19 protein-coding genes and 3 pseudogenes are annotated in these 18,994 nt (G+C 69.9%); 14 read left to right on the forward strand and 8 right to left on the reverse strand.

What is annotated here, in order from left to right:
• Both ACFXKZ_RS51800 and ACFXKZ_RS51805 read left to right on the forward strand, forming a co-directional pair.
• Positions 1-656: helicase associated domain-containing protein (locus ACFXKZ_RS51800; protein ID WP_380015396.1), on the forward strand; the 656-nt coding region annotated here is incomplete at its 5' end.
• A gap of 45 nt (positions 657-701) precedes the next feature.
• Positions 702-1,094 (forward strand): annotated as a pseudogene (locus ACFXKZ_RS51805) (DNA cytosine methyltransferase); the annotation flags it as partial.
• 78 nt (positions 1,095-1,172) lie between these two features.
• Here ACFXKZ_RS51805 and ACFXKZ_RS51810 read toward each other — a convergent pair.
• The 3 genes from ACFXKZ_RS51810 to ACFXKZ_RS51820 form a co-directional block, all read right to left on the reverse strand.
• On the reverse strand, positions 1,173-1,790 hold the full coding sequence (locus ACFXKZ_RS51810) for a DUF6000 family protein (protein WP_380015399.1): 618 nt from the start codon (positions 1,788-1,790) through the stop codon (positions 1,173-1,175).
• 39 nt (positions 1,791-1,829) lie between these two features.
• Positions 1,830-2,657: a tyrosine-type recombinase/integrase gene (locus ACFXKZ_RS51815; RefSeq protein ID WP_380015402.1), complete on the reverse strand. Its 828-nt coding sequence runs from the start codon at positions 2,655-2,657 to the stop codon at positions 1,830-1,832.
• Between the two features lie 251 nt (positions 2,658-2,908).
• Positions 2,909-4,027, reverse strand: coding sequence for a DUF6461 domain-containing protein (locus ACFXKZ_RS51820; protein ID WP_380015405.1), 1,119 nt, complete (start codon positions 4,025-4,027; stop codon positions 2,909-2,911).
• 62 nt (positions 4,028-4,089) lie between these two features.
• On the opposite strand from ACFXKZ_RS51820, the pseudogene ACFXKZ_RS51825 reads away from it, so the two are divergent.
• Both ACFXKZ_RS51825 and ACFXKZ_RS51830 read left to right on the forward strand, forming a co-directional pair.
• Positions 4,090-4,554: pseudogene (locus ACFXKZ_RS51825) on the forward strand (IS5 family transposase); the annotation flags it as partial.
• Positions 4,555-4,840: 286 nt separating this feature from the next.
• Entirely contained in the window at positions 4,841-5,710 is an 870-nt protein-coding gene (locus ACFXKZ_RS51830; protein WP_380015408.1) for a LysR family transcriptional regulator, read from the forward strand.
• A 195-nt stretch (positions 5,711-5,905) separates the two neighbouring features.
• On the opposite strand, the gene ACFXKZ_RS51835 is transcribed toward ACFXKZ_RS51830, so the two are convergent.
• The 3 genes from ACFXKZ_RS51835 to ACFXKZ_RS51845 are packed head-to-tail and all read right to left on the reverse strand — an operon-like array spanning position 5,906 to position 9,202.
• On the reverse strand, positions 5,906-6,856 hold the full coding sequence (locus ACFXKZ_RS51835; RefSeq protein ID WP_380015411.1) for a fumarylacetoacetate hydrolase family protein: 951 nt from the start codon (positions 6,854-6,856) through the stop codon (positions 5,906-5,908).
• A complete protein-coding gene (locus ACFXKZ_RS51840) occupies positions 6,853-7,785 on the reverse strand; it encodes an MBL fold metallo-hydrolase (protein ID WP_380015414.1) in 933 nt (310 codons plus the stop codon). Before ACFXKZ_RS51840 ends, ACFXKZ_RS51835 begins: the two co-directional genes overlap by 4 nt.
• Complete coding sequence (locus tag ACFXKZ_RS51845) at positions 7,772-9,202, reverse strand: amidohydrolase family protein (protein ID WP_380015417.1); 1,431 nt, start codon at positions 9,200-9,202, stop codon at positions 7,772-7,774. Before ACFXKZ_RS51845 ends, ACFXKZ_RS51840 begins: the two co-directional genes overlap by 14 nt.
• Before the next feature lie 298 nt (positions 9,203-9,500).
• Between ACFXKZ_RS51845 and ACFXKZ_RS51850 the strand changes: the two genes are divergently transcribed.
• The 5 genes from ACFXKZ_RS51850 (at position 9,501) to ACFXKZ_RS51870 (ending at position 12,627) form a co-directional block, all read left to right on the forward strand.
• Complete coding sequence (locus tag ACFXKZ_RS51850) at positions 9,501-9,800, forward strand: hypothetical protein (protein ID WP_380015420.1); 300 nt, start codon at positions 9,501-9,503, stop codon at positions 9,798-9,800.
• A complete protein-coding gene (locus ACFXKZ_RS51855; protein WP_380015443.1) occupies positions 9,758-10,804 on the forward strand; it encodes a transposase in 1,047 nt (348 codons plus the stop codon). The genes ACFXKZ_RS51850 and ACFXKZ_RS51855 overlap by 43 nt, the downstream gene beginning before the upstream one ends.
• Before the next feature lie 144 nt (positions 10,805-10,948).
• Complete coding sequence (locus tag ACFXKZ_RS51860; RefSeq protein ID WP_380013209.1) at positions 10,949-11,080, forward strand: hypothetical protein; 132 nt, start codon at positions 10,949-10,951, stop codon at positions 11,078-11,080.
• Entirely contained in the window at positions 11,080-12,201 is a 1,122-nt protein-coding gene (locus ACFXKZ_RS51865) for a methyltransferase domain-containing protein (RefSeq protein WP_380015423.1), read from the forward strand. The genes ACFXKZ_RS51860 and ACFXKZ_RS51865 overlap by 1 nt, the downstream gene beginning before the upstream one ends.
• 117 nt (positions 12,202-12,318) lie before the next feature.
• Positions 12,319-12,627, forward strand: a complete 309-nt coding sequence (locus ACFXKZ_RS51870) for an immunity 53 family protein (RefSeq protein ID WP_380015426.1) — start codon at positions 12,319-12,321, stop codon at positions 12,625-12,627.
• A gap of 307 nt (positions 12,628-12,934) precedes the next feature.
• Here ACFXKZ_RS51870 and ACFXKZ_RS51875 read toward each other — a convergent pair.
• A pseudogene (locus tag ACFXKZ_RS51875) lies at positions 12,935-13,039 on the reverse strand (ATP-binding protein); the annotation flags it as partial.
• A 110-nt stretch (positions 13,040-13,149) separates the two neighbouring features.
• Between ACFXKZ_RS51875 and ACFXKZ_RS51880 the strand changes: the two are divergent.
• The 5 genes from ACFXKZ_RS51880 to ACFXKZ_RS51900 all read left to right on the forward strand — a co-directional run bounded on the left by ACFXKZ_RS51880 (position 13,150) and on the right by ACFXKZ_RS51900 (position 16,417).
• Entirely contained in the window at positions 13,150-13,311 is a 162-nt protein-coding gene (locus ACFXKZ_RS51880) for a hypothetical protein (protein WP_380015446.1), read from the forward strand.
• Between the two features lie 50 nt (positions 13,312-13,361).
• Entirely contained in the window at positions 13,362-13,802 is a 441-nt protein-coding gene (locus tag ACFXKZ_RS51885; RefSeq protein WP_380015428.1) for a hypothetical protein, read from the forward strand.
• Positions 13,697-14,194, forward strand: a complete 498-nt coding sequence (locus ACFXKZ_RS51890; protein ID WP_380015431.1) for a protein-L-isoaspartate O-methyltransferase — start codon at positions 13,697-13,699, stop codon at positions 14,192-14,194. The genes ACFXKZ_RS51885 and ACFXKZ_RS51890 overlap by 106 nt, the downstream gene beginning before the upstream one ends.
• Positions 14,195-15,056: 862 nt before the next feature.
• Complete coding sequence (locus ACFXKZ_RS51895; RefSeq protein ID WP_380015434.1) at positions 15,057-15,647, forward strand: RNA polymerase sigma factor; 591 nt, start codon at positions 15,057-15,059, stop codon at positions 15,645-15,647.
• Positions 15,644-16,417, forward strand: coding sequence for a hypothetical protein (locus tag ACFXKZ_RS51900; RefSeq protein ID WP_380015437.1), 774 nt, complete (start codon positions 15,644-15,646; stop codon positions 16,415-16,417). Before ACFXKZ_RS51895 ends, ACFXKZ_RS51900 begins: the two co-directional genes overlap by 4 nt.
• Positions 16,418-17,207: 790 nt before the next feature.
• On the opposite strand, the gene ACFXKZ_RS51905 is transcribed toward ACFXKZ_RS51900, so the two are convergent.
• Positions 17,208-18,053 (reverse strand): arginase family protein, encoded by an 846-nt coding sequence (locus ACFXKZ_RS51905; protein WP_380015440.1) that lies wholly within the window; start codon positions 18,051-18,053, stop codon positions 17,208-17,210.
• Between the last annotated feature and the right edge of the window lie 941 nt (positions 18,054-18,994).

The following is an 18,994-nucleotide window of genomic DNA, read 5'->3' on the forward strand; positions in this document are numbered from 1 at the left end:
TGGAGGAGTTGGACCCGTGGTGGCGACCCGACGGATGGACCATCGCCTGGCAGAGAGCCGCCAACGAAGTACGACTGCACCTGCGGCGGGGCGGGACCCTCGACGAACTCGCGCCCGGACACATCGCCGGCGGACAGGACATCGGCACCTGGGCGCAGCGACACGCCACGCCCGGCGTGTGGGCCAAGCTCAGGCCCGGACAACTCGAGCAACTCCACGAACTCGGCATCGTGCCCCGCCCCGAGCACGGCGCAGCGGCAGGCGAGCACGGCGCGGCGGGCGGCGACGGCGTGGAGAACGGCGCGGCGGTGGCCGCGGGTGGTGGTGGCGCGGCGGTGGCCGCGGGCGTCGATGTCGGCGGCTCTGCGGCCGACCGCGACGGGGCGCGGGCGGACAGGCGCGGCCGGGGCGCGTGGGAGACGGCGTTCGCCGCGGCCCTCGCCTACCGCCAACGCGAAGGACACCTCGAAGTGCCCCGCGCACACGTCGAGACCGTGGCGACGCAGACGGCGACCGGACCCGGTGGTGGCGCGGGCGAGGGTGGCGGTGCCGTGGAGGTGCGGCTCGGAAAGTGGGTCAACAACCAACGCACCCGACGCGGATCGTTGAGCGAGGAGCGGGTGCAGCTGCTCACCGAACTCGGCATGCGGTGGTGAGGGGCGGTGTCGGGTCGGGGGGTGGTCGACGTGCTCGGCGGCGAGGTGGCGTGGGTCGCCGACCACGACCCCGACGTGCGCGCCATCCTGGCCCACCGCATGCCCGGCGTGCCCAACCTCGGCGACCTGCGCGACGTCGACTGGGACCACATCGCCGCCACGGCCCCCGTCGACGTGGTCACCGCCGGGTGGCCCTGCCAGGACATCTCCCTCGTCGGCCCCGGAGGAGGCATCACCCATGGAACCCGCAGCGGCCTCTGGCACACCGTCATGGACGCAATTCGCCGTCTACGACCGGGCCTCGTCGTCCTGGAGAACGTCGCCGCCCTGCGCCGACGAGGCCTCGACACCGTCCTCGCCAACCTGGCCCAAGCACGGTACGACACGCAATGGACGAGCCTTTCGGCCTCCGACGTCGGCGCGCCACACCGTCGCACACGCCTGTTCCTCGCGTATCTGGACAACTTCGGTTGCTGCGGGTGTGGTTTCGTTCGATCGAGTGTCGCCCTGTCGAGTTCAGTTCCGGGGTTCTGCGGGGCGAAGCGCGCTGCTCTCGGCCGCGAGCGAACACCAACGCTCAACGATGCTGCGGTAGTCGTCCGAGTTGTAGCTGTGGTTGCCGTTCCACTGCTCCCAGAGGCCGCCTGGGGCGATGAAACGGGCCGCGCGATCGGTGGCGCGGCTGCCGTCGAGGTGCAGGAGCGCACCGAGGACGAACGCCTGGTCGTAGTCGAGGTCAGGGCGCTGCAAGTACCGGTCGAGATAGGCGGTCAGCAGATCTGCGTCCGCAGAGGTGCCGAAGCTGGCAAGCGCGACGCAGTAGCCCTGGCCCGCGAAGGGCATTTTGCTGGCGAGCAGGAGCTCGCCGAGCCGGTCGCGGAACTCGGTCCTGCCGGCGATGGCGATCAGCCAGGCCGCATTCTTGCGTTCCCGCCACCCGGCTTCCAGCAGGACGCCGAGCTCGCGAGGCGTGATCTCGTCCGCGACGACGGCAAGTTCCTGAGCGAACTGCGCGCGCTCAGGGCCGTCGAGCCGAAGCAGGTGGCCGCCGAGCCGGAGGTGGTGGTGGTCGACCCCCATATAACGGCGGACCACGTCCACCAGCTCGGGATCGTCCTCGTGTGTGTGGGGCATAGGCGCATCCTGTCGCGCAATGGGCGTCCTGACCAGCGGCTATCCCGGATGCGCGTCGTGGAGCTCGCCGAGGTCGTCGAGGAGGTGGGTAATGCGCTCGGCGACGCGCTTGTGGCGTTCAACCTCGCGTCCCCAACCGCGGTCTTCGGCGTCGGCGACGAGTTGTCGTTCGACGCAGAGGCGGTCGCGCAGGCGCGGTGCGTATTGGGGCGTGGTGACGAATTTCGCGCAGGTCAGGTAGAGGTCGCACTCGCAGGGGCCTTCTTGGGGCGGGCGCAGGCAGCGGCCGAGTTCGAGTTCGGTCTTGTAGAAGTTGGTCTTGAGCCAGTCCAGCGCGTCCTGGTCGAGCATGCCGGAGCGCAAGGTCTCGGCGAGTGGCCCGGCGATGACCGCGCCGGGCTGGACGACGGCCTGGTAGTCGGCCAGCACGGTGGGGTCCGAGATGTGGGTGTAGGTCATCGACATGCCCGGGCTCTTGTGGCCGAGGACCTTCATGATGGTCTGCACCCGGGCGCCCTTCTCGGCGAGTTGGGTGCCCAGGGTGTGCCGGAACCGGTGCGGGTGGATCGCGGGCTTGCCGACGCCGTTGAGGATGCCCAACGCGTTGCAGATCCTGCGGAGCGGTCCGGCGAACAGGTAGTCGGGGTGGGCGACACTGCCGTTGCGCAGGAACAGGTAGCGCACCGGACGCCCGAGGTCGGGATCGTGGATGGCCCGATCAGCTTGGGCCTGCCGCAGCGCGACCAGCGCTCGGATGGCGTCGGCGGCTTCCTCGTGGACGGGAACGGTGGGCTCCTTCTTGGAGCAACGGCGGGCCCCGGCCGCGGCTCCTGGACACCCGGGGCCTGCCCGAACTCGCCCACACACACCGGGAACACCGGCGGCTCCTGCGCCGGCCGAACGCGAACAACGCCTACACGTGGGCACAGGCCATCGTCACACGGGGGTACGACCACGAGCTGTATCTCACCGGCCGGCGGCGGGCACGAGGACACCGCCTGGTCACGTTCAACCGAGACCACACGGCCACGGGCGGCAGTTCCTGGGAACTCACCGCCCGGCCCGTGATCGTCCATCCCGAAACGGTCGTCCTCGCCCACGCTCTCGCTCGTACGCGCCTACCGGCGACCCCCCGACCCGACCGACACCCGGCCGCGGGCGCTTTCCGCGAACACACCGCCCACACACTCGGACTCACACACCTGGCGCCCGGACCCGACGACCTCCTGTGGTCCTGGATCCGCCACCACACCCGACCCTGAAGAAGCCCGCCTCTCGGGCCGATCCCTTGGACCACCCGAAACGGGCCGCCAAACCCTGCCGCCTATGGCATCCCCAACCGAACTGCACAAAATCTCAACGGATCCCACAACACCCGCGAAACCCAGCGGAAATGAGAAAACCCCAGCCCACACACCCCGCCGGGCCATACCCGAACACCCACCCCCACACCCCGAAAACCCACCCCGCCAGCCCCGCGCCCGGAACAACCATCCCGATACAACAGCGAAACCCCAGCCCACACCCCCCACAACCAACAACCAACAACCACTCACACGTGGAATGCGGCGTCGGGGGGCTCGGCCCGCGGGTGTTCGCTCGGGCCGAGCCCCGGTCAGCCGTTCCGCGAGTGCGAGGACCGCGGCTTTGCGGTCGTACGTGTCGGCGTCGGCTTCCTCGCCCATGTCGAACCCGGCCTCGCGCATCAGCGGCACCAGGTCGTCCGGGGCGCTGCCGTGGCGGACCGTGGGCCACTCGAAACCGGTCCGCAGTTCGCCGTCCTCGTACCATGCGAACGTGTGGATGGGCCTTCCCCCGTTGCTCGCGTGCGTGACCGCGCGCGACCCCGTCGACAGGACCTCCAGGAACCGCGGCCGCATGCCGATGCCCCCGTCGAAGTGCAGGACCAGGGTCCAGTCCCCGCCCTCGCCCGGCACCGCGCACACGCCGGCGAGGAAGGACTCGTCCCACTCGTCGGACTCGGCGACAAGCTCGTCCCGGCGCTCGAAGAGTTCCTTCGCGTCCCGACACCCGCCGCGAGGCTCGGCACTCATCACCCGTAACACCTCCTCGGGTGGAACACCCCGCACCAGCGTCAGGCAGTACCCGACCTCGATCCCCAGGGGAAACACGAACGAGGAACGTATCCAACCGTAGTCGGCCGCAGTCGCCGCACTCATGCGCACACCCTCCCAACGACCACCGACACCAGGAACAGGCGGAACGCACCTTGCCATTTGGCTGATTGGGCTCGGCCAAGGACCGTCGCCGGCCAGAACCTATTTCGGATCCGTGTGAGACGACGAAGCTGCATCTCGCGGTGGACGGGCGGGGGTTACCGTTGTCGATCGTGGTCACCCCGGGGCAGGCCGGGGACGCGCCGGCGTTGGACGCGGCGCTCGCCGGGATCCGCGTGCCGCGACTCGGTCCGGGCCGGCCGCGGGTCCGGCCGACCCGGGTGATCGCCGACCGGGCGTACTCCTCGCGGGCCATCCGTGCCCGGTTGCGGGCGGCGGGGGTGCGGGTGCTGATCCCCGAACGGGCCGATCAGCGGGCGAATCGTCGCCGTCGGGGTCGAGCCGGCGGGCGCCCGCCGGCGTTCGACCGACAGGCGTACCGCGAACGCAACGTCGTGGAACGGTGTTTCGCCCGCCTGAAGCAGTTCCGGGCGATCGCGACACGCTACGACGAGCTCGCCGCCTACTACACGGGCGGCGTCGTCCTCGCCTCACTGATCCTGTGGCTCCGCGAACCACAATCATGATCGTTTTGTCAGACAGGCTCTAGAACTCCGGCTGCACTTCTCCAACCGACCGTCCGGGACCATCGGCCACGGCAGCCGGTCGGCGCGGCGACGTGCAATCCATTGTCCTCGGCCGGCCACCCGTTCGGCTCACCGGCCGACCAACGCACAGAACCCCACCCCACGCGTACCACCACACCCCGACACCACCGCCACGCCACACTTGACCGTGTTTCTCCTCGCGCCTACCGTGACGAAATGCGCCGACCGGTCGACCCGGCGGTAGGAACCATCGAGGAGACGCGACTTGGATCTCCGTTCTCTGCAGTACGCGGTGACACTCGCGGAGGAATTGCACTTCGGCCGCGCCGCGCGCCGTCACTTCATCTCGGAGCAACCATTCGGCAAACGTATTCGGCATCTCGAGGAGGAGATAGGGGTGCGTGTCTTCGACCGCACCAGCCGACGTGTCGCACTGACCCCTGCGGGCGCACTCCTGATCGCCGATGCCCGACGCCTGCTCGCCTCGGTCGACGACCTTTCCGCTCGTGCCACGCGTGTATCGGGACACTCGGTGTTCCGACTCGGGGTACTCGGGTTCGGTGCCGCCGGACTCTGGGAGTCGATGCGATCCCGATTCGTGGCCGACAACCCCGAATTGGCTATCGAATACAGTGAACTGGATTTCACCACACAGCACTCCATGCTTCAAGACGGCGTCGTCGATGCCGCGATCACCGGTGCGCTGAAACCCGTGCGCGGCGTCACTTACGACCTGCTTTTCGAGTCCCCGCTCGCCGTGCTGGTGCCGGCCGGCTCGCAACTCGCCCACCGCGCCTATCTGTCCCAAGCCGAGGCCGCCGAACACGACTTGTTGCGGCTGGACGGGATGGGCGACGACGAGACTTTGGCCGGCTCGTTCGGCGAACGTATTCTCGCCGCGCCGCGGATCGCGAATCCCGCATCCATACCGATGGCGGTCGCGACCACCGGCCGACTGGCTTTCCACAGCATCCTCGCGCGAACGTTCTATGCCCATCCCGGGGTTGCGGTCATTCCGACTGCCGGCACCGTCAGCATCGTGCTCGCAACTCGGACGGGCGACGAACGCCAACCGGTCGTCTCCATCCGAAAGGCCGCACGAGCCGCACGCATCGCAGCCGCGAGTCGCGATTGAACCCGGTGGCCGGCACCTCGCGGACACCCCGCGGAACCCGGGCTCCGCGCGGTGGTCCCCGAAGTGCCGCCAAAAAACCGATCTCACAGGCCGGATCTCCCGATGTACCGGCCGGGCGGTCCGCCTGATCACCACCGCCTCACGGCGGGCGCACACCTTACCGGCGAGTGCCCGCCATCCAGTCCCACGAACCCCTCATCGGCCGGCGCCGAAGGCTTCGAAGTCGATGCCGGGGGCGCCGGCGACGACACGCGAGATCTGACGCCCCAATCCCTCGGCCTCGATCGAGACCACGTCCCCGGGGGCAAGCGGATCCCTGATCTCCGGTCCGTACCTCCCCCACAGTTCGGCCAGGCAACCGCCGCCGCACGTGCCTGATGCGAAGACTTCGCCGGCCCGAAGATCCGTGCCGCGGGACGCGTACGCAATCATCTGGCCGAAGCTGAAGGACATGCTGCCGACCGAGTCCAACCCGATGACCTCACCGTTGATACGGGCGGTGAGCGCGATGTCGTAGGAGTCACCACGGCGCATCGGCGCGAGTTCGTCGGGTGTGACGAACCACGGGCCGAGGCTGATCGCGCTGTCCTTGCCCTTGCTCGGGCCCAGCGGCAGTGCGAACTCGGCGACCTGCAGATCGCGGGCGGACCAGTCGTTCATGAGCATGAATCCGGCGATGCGCCGTTCTGCTTCGGCGGGCGTGAGGTCACGGCCTCCCGCACCGAGCACGACGGCGACTTCGAGTTCCAGGTCGAACGCGGTGCATCCGGGTGGGACGGCCACGTCATCGTACGGGCCGTGAACCGAGTTCGAGTTGGTGAAGTAGAACGAGGGCGCCGCGTACCAGAAGGGGGGCAGCGTGGCGTCCGGTCCTGCCCTGCGAGCGACGCCCTCGAAGTGTTGCTCGAACGTCATGTAGTCGCGCACGCTGGGGGGTTGGGGCACCGGTGCCCGCAGGTGCGCATCGGCGATGGGAAGCACGAGGTCGGGGTCGCGAATTGCACGCTCGCCGGCCTCCTCCAGCCGAGAACCGTCGCCTTCCAGGAGGCCCAGGAGCGAAACGCCCGCTTCCAGTACCCGAATGGTCTCGCCGTCGAGAACCCCCACGCGTTCGACGCTCTCGTGTTCGATCGTGACGAACCTCATTCTTGTCTCTCCATGACCAACGTGTGCATCGGGCCGTCGTTGTAGGCGATGGCATCGTCGAATGCCTCGCCGTAGTCGACCTCACGACCCTCGGCGTCCGCACACCATCGGTGCAGGTTGAGGACGATGCGTTCGGCATCCGGCCATTGGGCGAATTCGCCGAGGTCGAGCGATGCGGCTGCCTCCAGCGGCGTGGCGCCGGCCGTGGAGGCCGCCCGGCCGGATGCGTCGACGAAGTCGTAGTACCGGCGGTGGGCGTCGATGTGCGTCGCGATCTCGTCACCCGTGAGTATCGGGCCATGTCCCGGGACGACGACCTCGGCGCCGAATCCTTCGATCCAATCCAGGGCGCGCCGGGCACCGGAGACGGACCCCATGAGGAGGAGCGGGGTCAGGCCGGCGAAGATCAGGTCTCCGGCGAAAAGGACCGAGCGATGGGGCACCCAGGTCACCAGGTCGCCCGTGGTGTGCGCCGGATAGCCGGGCGAGTGCACCTCGACCCCGAAATCGTCGCCGACGATGTCCAGGCGCCCGTGCACGACGAGTTCGGGCAGCCGCTTCGTGACGTTTCCCCAGTCCGGCGTAGGTGTCCAGAACGGCGGACAGTTGTCGAGGAGCATGTCTCGCTCAAGGTCGCTTCGCATGTTCTCGTGACCTATCAGCGCGACATCGCGAGGCAGCAGGCTGTTGCCGAACGTGTGGTCACCGTGTGCGTGGGTGTTCACGGCCCATCGCAGGCGCGAATTCGGCCTGACCTCGGTCATGGCCTCGAGCATTGCGCTGGTGCGTTCTTCGTTGGCGCACGTGTCGATCAGGACGTCACCGGTCGACGTCGCGACCAGGCCGGCGTTGTTGAGCCACCATGTGCCGTCCGGCTGGATCCAGGCCCACACCTCGTGGGCGACCTCGTGAAGTTCACCGAGCGACATGTGCGGACTCCTCTTCGTTGTCGATGGAACCGGCGAGGACCGCTCGGAACAATCCGCCGGGCGGTGTTCCCGGCAGCCGGCGTCCGCTTCCGGAGATGCGACCGAGGATTTCTTCGGCGGAACACTCCAGCCGCTCGTCGAGCGATGCGCGATCGATCCCGACCAGCCGGCCGTCCCGTTTCACCACGTTTCCATCGACCATCACGGTCTCGACGTCGCCGGCCGACGTCTGGAACACGAGGGTCGATTCCGGGTGCGACGCGGGATGCCGCGAGCGCCCGGAACCCCCCACCAGCATGAGGTCGGCGCGTTTCCCGACGGCGATACTGCCGACCAGCTCGCTCAGGCCCATGGCTTCGGCCGCGTTCACCGTGACCCAGGTCAGCGCCTCGTGGGCGGTGACGGTGAGTCGGTCCGGGTCGATGCCGGCAGCGTTGAGAGCTTTCGTGCCGGACCAGCGCGCGGTGGCGATGCCCAGGCGCAACTGGTGGAACAGGTCACCGGAGTTGAAGGAGACGACATCCGCCGACAACGTCGGCTTCATCCCGTACCGCTTCGCCTGCTCGAACACGGGGAGTCCCATCCCCATGTTGAGTTCCGTTTCGGGCGAGATGGAGATCTTCGCATCGTGGCGCGCGAGTGCGGCCCAATCGTCGTCGGACAGCGTGTTGCAGTGGACGTGCACCTGATTCCCGTCGATGAGGCCGGCCTTCTCGAGTTCGGCCACGCCGGTGGGAAAGGCCCAGATACACCCGGTGTGGGTCACGATCAGGGAATTTCGTGAACGAGCGGCTTCGATTTCAACCCGCGTCGTCTCCAACGGTGCCATCTCGGCGAGTGCGGCGCCTACGCGGATCAGGTCGCCGCCGCCGACGGTGTCGGCGATCCGGTGGAAGTCGGCGACTCGCTCTCGGTGAGAGGTGAAGTGCTGAGGCATCTGTGGGCTGGAATCGAAGAACCCGTAGCCGAACACGCCCCTGATGCCGGCGTCGCGGAGTCCGCGGATGGCGGCGTCGCTGTGGTCGGGCGTGTTGTTGCAGTGTGAGAAGTCGAGCAGTGTCGTCACGCCGGCATCCAGCGCCTCGAGCGCGCCCGCGTGGTTGCCCAGGTACACATCATCGGGTGTGTACGCCGGAGAAATCGTGAATCGAATGCCGGAGACGTAGTCACCCAGGGTCCAGTCCCCACAGATGCCGCGCATCTGGGTCTGCCACGTATGACGGTGGGTGTCGATAAAACCGGGAGCGACAATCTTGCCGGTCGCGTCGATCACCTCGGCGTCGTCTGCGTCGAGGCGGGAGCCGATCGCCGTGATCATGCCATCCTCGATGAGGATGTCTGCCCCCCCCAGCGTACCGAGGCTGTCGTCCATGGTGACGACCCGGCCATTGCGGATGACGGTGGAACGCTTCGTCAACACAACCTCCTTCGTGTCTCGTTCGACCTCAAGCCGACCACAACACCCGCCAGCGATCATCAGTCGAAAAGGTTGCGATCGACGGCCGGCGGCGGGTAAAGACGGCTCCGCGTCACCCTTCGGGGAGGGGCACTCCCTAGCGGTGGTTTGTTGACAGCGGGTCGGGGTCGCGGTATGCCGATAGGAGGGAACGTCGCCTGCGCCTCGGGGGGTTGCGATGACCAAGCGTGTGCCCTGTCCGCCCGCACCGGGGCCGCTGGAGGCCTGAGCCGCGCGTTTCGACGACCTGTTCTCGACGTTGGCACAGCGGCGCGGGTTCCGCGAGTATTTGGCCGGGCTGTTGCTGCCGAGGGACCGCAACAAGACGCTGACCTGCCTGGCCGGCACGGAACCCGTGGTCGGTGCACAGCATCCGGCGGTGCAGCGGCTGCAGTTCTTCCTGTCCGAGTCGACCTGGGACCACGAGCGGATCAACGCCCGCCGCGTGGAGCTTTTGCTCGCGGATCCGGCGACCGCAAGGACGGCTCGGCGACCGCGCACGTCGGCAAGCAGTACCTGGGATCCGTCGGGAAGATCGACCGCGGCGTCGTCACCGTGACCACGTGTTGGGCGGACGAGCGTGTCTACTACCCCCTGCACGCCGTTCCCTACACCCCGGCCCACCACTTCCCACAAGGCAGGAACGACCCCGACTTCCGCACGAAACTGCGGATCGGGGCCGCCCCGGCCCGGGAAGCGAAGCAGGCGGGGGTGTTCTTCCGGGCGGTGGCCGCCGACTGCGACCACGGCGACCAGGACGGCTTCCGCAGCGAACTCGCGCACGCGGGGCTGCCGTTCGTGATGGCGCTCAAGCCCGGCCACGGCGCCTGGAGCCACAAGGATGCGTTCAGGCCCACCGACGCCGCCCGCGAACTTGCCCGGGCGGGCCCGAACCACCCCGGCGACTGGACCGCGGTCACCCGCACCTTCCACAACGGAGGCACGGCCACCCGGTGGGCCGCCGACGCACGACTGGGCTGGTGGGGCCCCGACGGCACCACCCGCCCGGTGGTCGCCGCCACCGATCCGGCCACCCCGCCCGCGCGTTCCACCCGGTACCTGGCCACCAACCTGCCCCGGCCGGGATCGCCCCGCGAGGCCACCAGCCGGCACCGGGCCGCCGACCCGGCCGAAGTGGTGCGCATATACGGGATCCGTCATTGGATCGAGCAAAGCTACAAGCAGGTCGAGGACGAACTCGGATGGGCCGACGTCCAAGTCCGCTCCGACACCGCCATCCGCCGCCACCAGACCCTGGTCAACTGCGCGTTCTCGTTCTGCTGGGACACCTGGTTCGCCCCGCCCCCGTCCGTGGACGCCGAGGAGTTGGAACCGCACCCCCCAGAAAGGGGGAACTCCCACGTCCCACCCGCCCCGAACGGCCTCCCGGCCCCAAGCGATCCGGGCCGTCCGTGGCTGGTTGGCGCCCTGGACCACGCTGCAACGCCACCGGCGGGCATGGTCGACCAAGCCCCCGCCCACCGAACTCCGGGCCCTGATCAACGCCCTCGACACAGGAAGACCCATCGACCTCTACACCCCGGTCTAACAAACCACCGCTAGAGCTTGACGATGGCGGCGTTGGCCGTTCGAACCGGCACCAGTCGCATGTGTGTGGAGCGGGTGGTCCCCCGGTCTTGCCGTTGCTCGTCGTGGCGCGTCATGCTCAAAGCGTCATCTCGCTTCCGAGGACGTGGAGGCCCCGTCGTGGGTGATCACAGCAAGCCGCCGGCGCCCCAACCCGATCCCCCGCAGCCCGACCCCAAACAGAAGCAGGACGGCGCCCTGCCCGGTATCGGGGACCCGGGCCCGGGACGGCGCAAGAAGGACAAGCCGTAGTGCGCGACGACGCCGAGATCGTGGGCGCCCTCGACGCCGAGGGCGCCTTCCCCGACCCGTGGGTACGCGAGGCCATGCTCGCCGTGCCGCGCGCGGCGTTCGCGCCCGACGTGGTCTGGCGCACCGACCCCGCGACGGGCCGATACATCGCAGTGGACCGACTCCTCGACCCCCACGCGTGGGACGAGGCGGTACTGCGCCCCGACCCCGTGGTCACCCAGGTCGACGACGGCACCGCCGACACGGTCGGCAAGGTGGCGAGCAGTTCGCTCAGCGACTACCGCGCGGTCGCCTCCTTCCTCACCGAACTCGACGTCCACCCCGGCCAACGCGTCCTGGAGATCGGCACCGGACCCGGCTGGACCGCTGCCCTGCTCGCCTGGCACCTGGGCGACGAGAACGTCGTCTCGGTCGAGATCGACCCCGCGCTCGCGGCCGGCGCACGCGCCACCCACACCCGGCTGGGCCTCGCGCCGACGGTGCTGTGCGGGGACGGCGCGCTCGGCGCCCCCGATCACGCGCCCTTCGACCACGTGCACGCCACCGCCGCCTTCACCCACCGCCTCCCCTACGCCTGGATCGAACAGACCCGCCCCGGCGCGGTGATCGTCGCGCCCTGGTCACCCGGCTTCGGCGCCGGCGCCCTCCTGCGCCTGGTCGTCGCCGACGACGGCACGGCGTCGGGGAAACTCGTGCGCAGCGTGGCCTTCATGGAGTTGCGCGGCCAACGCGACGACGGCGCGAGCGGGTTCGAGGCGGTGCGTGAGGCGGAGCCGGCCACGGGCGAGGTCGAGGTGGAGTGGGTGTTGGAGTCGCTGTACGCGGACGGGAACTTCACCCACGCCGTCGCGTTGAGACTCCCCGACGTGCGGCTGGAGACGCTCGGAGGCGGGGCCGTGTGGCGGCTGTGGGACGGTGGGCGGTCCTGGGCGTTGGTCGACGACCGGCCCGGGGTCGGCAAGGCCGTCCAGGGCGGGCCGAGACGGTTGTGGGACGAGGTCGACGCCGTGCTGCAATGGCAGGACGAACACCGCGTCCACGGCTACGACTTCGGCATCACCGTCGAACCCGGCCGACAGTGGGCGTGGGCGCAACGGCCCGAACGGCGCTGGGAGATGTAACCGCCGGCACGCGGGCGCGGACCGCCACGGATGCCGGGCCCGCGCCGCGCAGCGGCCGGTGGGCATCGGGCGGCCTCGACCGGGGCCGCGTTTGCGAGTCGCCTATCGTCTCGGGTCGTGACTGATTCGCGTGATCTTCTCGACTGGCTGCAGAATTGGTACGCGCGGCAGTGCGACGGTGACTGGGAGCACGAGTGGGGCGTGCGGATCGCCACGCTCGACAACCCCGGTTGGACGATCGAGATCGATCTCGCGGAGACGGACCTGGAAGGACACCCGTACCCCCTTCGGGTCATCGACCGCGGCCCGCAGGACTGGGTCAGGGCCCATACGGCCGACGAGAAGTTCACCATCGACTGCGGCCCCCGGAACCTGGTCGAAGCCCTCACCCTGTTCCGCGACTGGGCAAACACGACCCCCTCGTGAACCGGTGACACCACCCTTGACGACACCATCCGCTCGGCATCATGCCCGTGGACCACGCGGGGGGCACAGCCGCGACGCGACGGTCGGATTCCTGCCGCCCCACGACGCTCGCTCCCGGAATCGTGGGGCGACGAGCGCGAGACCCACGCCGAGTGGGCGAGTTCCGATTCCCACACGCGGCGCGCACGCCCGCGACGACGCGTCGCCGACCGCGTCCCGGCTCTGCCCGACGGCGCGTTCGCCCTCGCGTACCGCCACGTCGCACGCGAGGTACGCGCCGCAGCGCAGCGCCGCTGCGACGGTCTCGATGGGCCTGATGCAGGAGACGATCGACGGTCGCGGCGGCCGGCGTCTTGGGCATGATCTCGTCGAATCCGGACGGATGAAGATGCGAACTCACGGCCTCGGTGCGGAGCGCCCCACCCACCAGCAGGCGGCTGTCGTCTTCGAGGAGTCGTCCTCGGGCACCAACGCCTCGGCCACGACCACCGCGCCCGACACCTCCGACACTCGCCGGGCGCGGTGGACCGCGACGCGTACATGGTGTGTGTGGTGGAGCTGCTGTATCGGGCGTTGGATCGGCGCGACGTGTTCGCCTCCCTCCTCGAACCGGTGGTCGGATCCGCGGGCACGGTTGCTGGACGGGCCCGTTGGGAGGCGATGCGCGCGGATGATCTCCACTGACAGCCCGGACCGTCCGCCGACTGTCGGAGCGCACCGCCAGACTCCTCGGCGTGGGTATCTTCTACGATTACTTCAGCGCGTCCGACGATCAGGCAGCGGCGTCAGCCTTTGCGGAGGGACCCGAGGACGCCGGTTTCGACACGGTCTGCGTCAAGACGATCGACCCCGCCGTCCTGCTTGGTCAGGCGGTGGCGCTGCTGGTTCGTGAACCCGTCTCACGGGTTGTCGGGCATCCCCGGTTCGGTCATCTGGTGACGAGCCCGGAGGCAGAGAGCGTCTGGATCGTCACTCTCCCCGACGAGGTGCGCGACGCCTTGGCGGAGGCGCCCTGCGAACGACTGGCCGAGATCTGCATACCGTGGTCGCAGGCGGAGGAGTTCCACGGGTGTGCCGATCCCGGCCATCTTGCGGACTTCCTCAACGAGCTTGCGGCACTGGCCGGACGGGCCCGGTCACACGGCCACGGACTCTACTGTCACATGGTGCTCTGACCGCACTGTTCCACCATCGGCTCGTAACCGGGACCGGGTACATCGCCGCGCTGCCGGCCGCGCGCGGCTACGACGTCGTCTCGGTCGAGATCGACCCCGAACTCGCGGAGCAGGCCCGGGCGAATCTGGCGCGGGCCGGATTCGGCGACGCCGTCCGGGTCGTCACCGGCGACGGAACCCTCGGACACCCCGGCCCAGGCTCCTATGACCGGGTGCAGGTCACCGCCGGCGTGCGCCATATCCCCGCGGCGTGGATCAAACAGGCCAGGCCCGCGGTGATCGTCATGCCCTGGGGCACGGACTTCACCGCCGGGGACTGTGCCGTGTGCCTGGATGTCGACGAGGGGGGCGCAGTGCGAGCGGGCCGTTCACGATGGCCACCGCGTTCATGAAATTCCGGCGGCAGCGCCCCGACCGACGCCAACGGCGCAGCGCCGCTCCCCCCGATTGGGCCGAGGCCGCCGTCGCGTGCTCGAGGTGCTCGGGCGGTCCGAGGAGGCCCGGGAAATCCGCCGACGGCTCAGCGACGGACCCCCGGCGACTGACAACGTCCGCCTCCCGTAGAGATGCGGCGCCCCCGACCGCCTGTACACCGGGCGCAGCGCGGCGCTGGACGCGTTGGTGGAGGGTGAGGCGTGTCATCCGCCGCATTGGCCGGTGGCGTGGCAGCGGCGCCCGACCCACGCGGTCGAGTACGTGGCCAGCCTCGGCGACAGGGCGCGGCTGGAGGGTGTGGGCCCGGACGTCGTGCACCGCGGGACGGGGATCGGGCTGGTGGTGGCCCGGCCGGCGGTCCGGGTGGGACGGGTTGAACGCGGCGCAGCGCAAGCAGCTGCTCGCGCTCGGGCCGGCCCCGCCCGCGCTGGTCGACACCGCCGGCTCGGCCGAGGCCGGGGCGGCGGTGGCGGTGTCGGTGCCGGACGGGCCCCGGCCCAAGCGCACCCGCGAACAGGCGTGGACGATCGCGCTGGACGCGGCGACGGCCTACCGGAACCGCGTCGGGCACCTTGAAGTCCCGCGCGGCAACGGTGAGACGGTGACCGCGTTCGACGGGTGGCCGGAGGATGTCCGGCTCGGGGTGGGGGTGACCATCACGTGGGTCGGTGTTGCCGGTCGGGGTCGTCGGGACCGTGGGTGTAACGCTCCTGGTGTCGGTCGCCACAAGGGAGGTGACAGGGAAGTACGACTTCGGCGCGGTACGAGGAGCCCACTTTGGATGGACCTGATGGACTCGATGGGCCTGGCGGATCGGATGTGGATGCGGTCCGAGGGATCGGCACCGAACCGGTGCTCCTGGAAGCGTTCTATCGCAGACACATCGACGCGGTGGGGCGGTTCGTCGCCCGGCGGGTCGACGATCCGCAGTCGGCCGCGGACCTGACCGTCGAGGTGTTCATCGCCGCGATGGGCTCGGCGGCTTCGTATCGCGGCGGGCCGGGGGGCGAGTTGGCCTGGCTGTACGGCGTGGCCCGCAACGTGGTCGCGAACGAGCGTCGGCGCTCGGCGCGGGAGGCCGACGCGTCGCGGCGGATGGCGGCGCGGCGCGCGTTGGACGAGGACGACATCCAACGGCTCGAGGAGCGGCTGGACGCGGCGGCGGAGGTTCGGCGTACCTATCGGGCGCTCGCGCGACTGTCCGAAGAGGACCGCGCGGTGCTCGAACTGGTCAGTGTGGACGCGATGTCCGTGGCGGAGGCCGCGGCGGCGCTCGGCATACGTCCGGTCGCGGCGCGGGTGCGGTTGCACCGGGCGCGGCGGCGACTGGCGAAGGAAGTGGGCTCGCCGTCGGCGCAGCCGTACCACGACACCCGGACCGGACACGTACAGGCGGAGGCGAAGGCGTGATCAATTTCGAGGAACGTGCCTTGGAGGAACTGAAGTTGCTGGCCGCCACGGGAGGTGTGCCGGCGACGGACCCGCCGCCGCCCTCGAGGGCGGCGACCTCGCGGGGCCGCCGCATCGGGTACGGGCTCGCCGCCTCGGTGGTGCTCGCGGCGGGCATCGGGGTCGCCACGCCGATGCTCAGCGGCGGTTCGGCCGAGGCGCAGCCGTTCGAGGTGCGAAAGCAGCCGGACGGCGGGATCCTGTTCAAGGTCGACGAGTTCCGCAATCCGAAGGGCCTGGAACAGCGCCTGCAGGAGCTTGGACTGCGGGTGGTGGTCGACTACGTGCCGTACGGCAAGCAGTGCGCGCCTGGACGCTTCGCCGAACACCCGACGTCCCAGGACCGGTTGAATGCGATCTACCACTGGCTTCCCACGCCGGACGGCCGCCGGTTGACGGACGAGGAGATCGACTTCTACCGCAAGATGTGGACCGAGATCCGCCCGGAACTGATGCCCCCGGACGCCACGTTGGTGCTCACCACGACCTTCGACAAGGTACGGGCCGAGGACCTCCCCGACCCGGGCGACCGCGATGGCCAACGTGCCCACAACACCGACAGCGCCGGCAGCACCACCCTGTACCGGCTCGCGGCCGGGCCGGTCGGCGCCTGCACGCTGATCGACGACCCCAGGCAGCGGGGTCCGGTATTCGACGACGGCCCGACGCTCCCGCCGGGTTCGTCCGCCCCGGTGAACCCTGCCCCGGTGAGCCCCGCCCCCAAGCGGTAGGCAACTCCGCCTCGATATAGGCCCGCCCGGCTCCGAGCCACCATGCCGAACGCCGTGGGCATCGGCTCGGCGTACGCCGGGATCGGGCTCTCGTCGGCATGCCACCCGACTGCCGCACCGGTGCGCGTCGTGACCTCGCGACATACCCGGCGCGGCAGTCGTCGTCCGGCGCCGCGTGCGCCCGGTTCCTGCCCCGTCGTTTCCACGGGCGACGGGGGATGCGACGCCCCAGGCGACGGGGCATTTGAAGCCTCCCCCCGTATGGCGACTCCGAAGGGCCAAAACCTTCATCTTCCACACAGCACCGCGATCGAAAGCTGTCCTACAACCAACTCCTTCTCACGTTCAGGACACACGGCGACGGGTAATCGGTGGGGGCGGTTCGGCGCCCGGATGTGGGGGCCGGCTGCCGCGGTGGGCAGATGAGCTCCGAGCCAGTCGACCGCGGCGGAGGAGGACGAGGCTGCCGGGTGGGGTGCTGCGGGGGTGTGGCGGGGCCGGTGGCGTTCGGGTGCGGCGCGGCGGGCCGGTGCGGGTGGTTCGGTACGCGGCGCGGTGGGAGCGGGTGTGCGGCACGGCCGGTGGGCCCCGGACGCGGACGGAGTTCCGGAGCACTTGGATTTGCGCGAGGTGCCGGAGGGATCGCGGTTCGGCGGGGGTGGGCGGGCGTGGCGCGACGGGCGGCGCGCCGTGGGGTTGATGCCGGGGATGTGTTCGGCATCGCGTGGGCGGTGGTGTGTCGGCGGTGGGAGTCGGCGCTGCGGTGAGAGCGCGCCGCGTCGGGGCGGGTTCAGCCGGCGGCGGCCCGGAGCAGCGCCGGCACGATGTCGGCCAACACGCCTTGGTCGCGGGCGTGGACGGAGCCGGCCTCGGGATCGGGCTCGTATTCGGTGATCGTCAGGCCCGCGACGGTGAAGCGCTCGACGAGCGCGGTGACGGCGGCAAGCAGGGTCTGCGGGGTCAGGCCGCCCGGTTCGGGTGTGCCGACCGAGGAGAACACGGTGGGGTCGAGCACGTCGAGGTCGATGTGGATGTGCACGTGGTCGGCGCCGGTCGCGGCCGTTGCGTCGACCAGGTCCGTCGGGTCGGCGAGTCGAGCCGCGGGCAGCTCGGCGACGGCGTGCCGGTCGACGTACGCACGCTCGTCCGGGTCGAGGGCGCGCACTCCGGCGAGGACGAGCCGGCTTGGTTTCAGGGCGGTTTCGGGCACGAGCTCGGCGGGCCCCTCGCCGAGCAGCGCGCGCAGGATCATTCCGTGGAAGGCCCCGGACGGTGACGATGCCGGGGTGTTGAGGTCGCCGTGCGCATCGAACCACACCACCGCGAGCCGGTCGCCGTACCGGCGCAGGGCGGCCTCGATCGGGGCGAGGTCGACGCCGCAGTCGCCGCCAACGGTCAGCACGGGCCGGTCGACCACGGCCACGGCCCGGCGGGCGAGGGCGAGGTTGCGGACGAGCACATCCGCGTGCGCGACGCCGTCACGGGCTCGGCCGGCGGCGGCATCGGTGCTCACCCGGATCCGGGCGGCGTCGGGGACGGCCCTCGCGAGCAGTCGGGCGCCCTCGATCAGGCGCTGTGCGGTACCGGTGGAGGAACCCTGCCACTGCGGGATCTCGACGATCGTGAGATCGGACATGTCGGCTGCTCCCTGGTGGTTGCGCGGAGGGCGGTGGACGGCCCGGAAATCACCCTAGTTCTGCATGACTATGTGCGCCGGCGAATTTTCTTCCGGTGAATCGACGGTGGTCCGCCGGATTTGGCCTCAGTGTGATGAGGGCGCTGCTGCCGGTCGAGATATCCCGACGCCTCGGGCCGGCCCCGACACCCGACGAGTGGTTCGTGTCTCGGGGGGCGGACTGCGGCGGACTCGGCACGCAACGCATCCGCCACGTCGCGGGCCTGGCCATGCGGGCGAGCTTCGGCGTCCGTTGACACCCAGCCGGCTGGGGTCTCTTGCGCCGCGACCCCGGGTCGCTCTGCGTCAGGCGAACCCTCGGTTCCGCCTTTTCGCGTTCAGGACACCGCCCTCGGTCCGGTCTTCGACACGCCGGTCCTTGGCAACCCCCGGGCCACGCCCGCCTCGGCGAGGGAGTCCGGTGATTGTCGCCTGTGGCCCGGGCGTATCGGCGTGGCTGCCCCGACGTCGCCCGTCTCCATGCTGCCGTAACCCCGCCGTTGGACCACTACTTTCCCATCCCAGGCCGACGTTGCCCAAATCCTGCGGGATGTGAGGGGAGTTGGTCCTCCTACGCCTCGCAAAAGGGTCCGGCGCGGGTTGCCGTCGGCCGCGGCATCGGCGGCACGGCCACCGACCCGAACTCTGGATGCGACGTGGTGCGGGGTGGGGTCGCATGGGGTGCAGGTGGGCGCCGTTGACGGCTGGGTCTGACGGGGGCGAGCGTGCGCGACATCACCACGGGCGCCGGGGTCCCGTTGAGTTCGTTCTCCAACCATTTCGCCTCCAAGGAGGCCTTCGGCCTAATACTGCAACGACACTTCGTGATGGCCTCTGCGTCTGTAGTGGCTGATGCGGGCTCGGGCTTGGCTTCTTCTCCGCCAGTGGGACCAGGAGAGTAT

The organism is Embleya sp. NPDC059237 (genome assembly GCF_042754105.1).
In the GTDB taxonomy this organism is placed as follows: Bacteria; Actinomycetota; Actinomycetes; order Streptomycetales; family Streptomycetaceae; genus Embleya.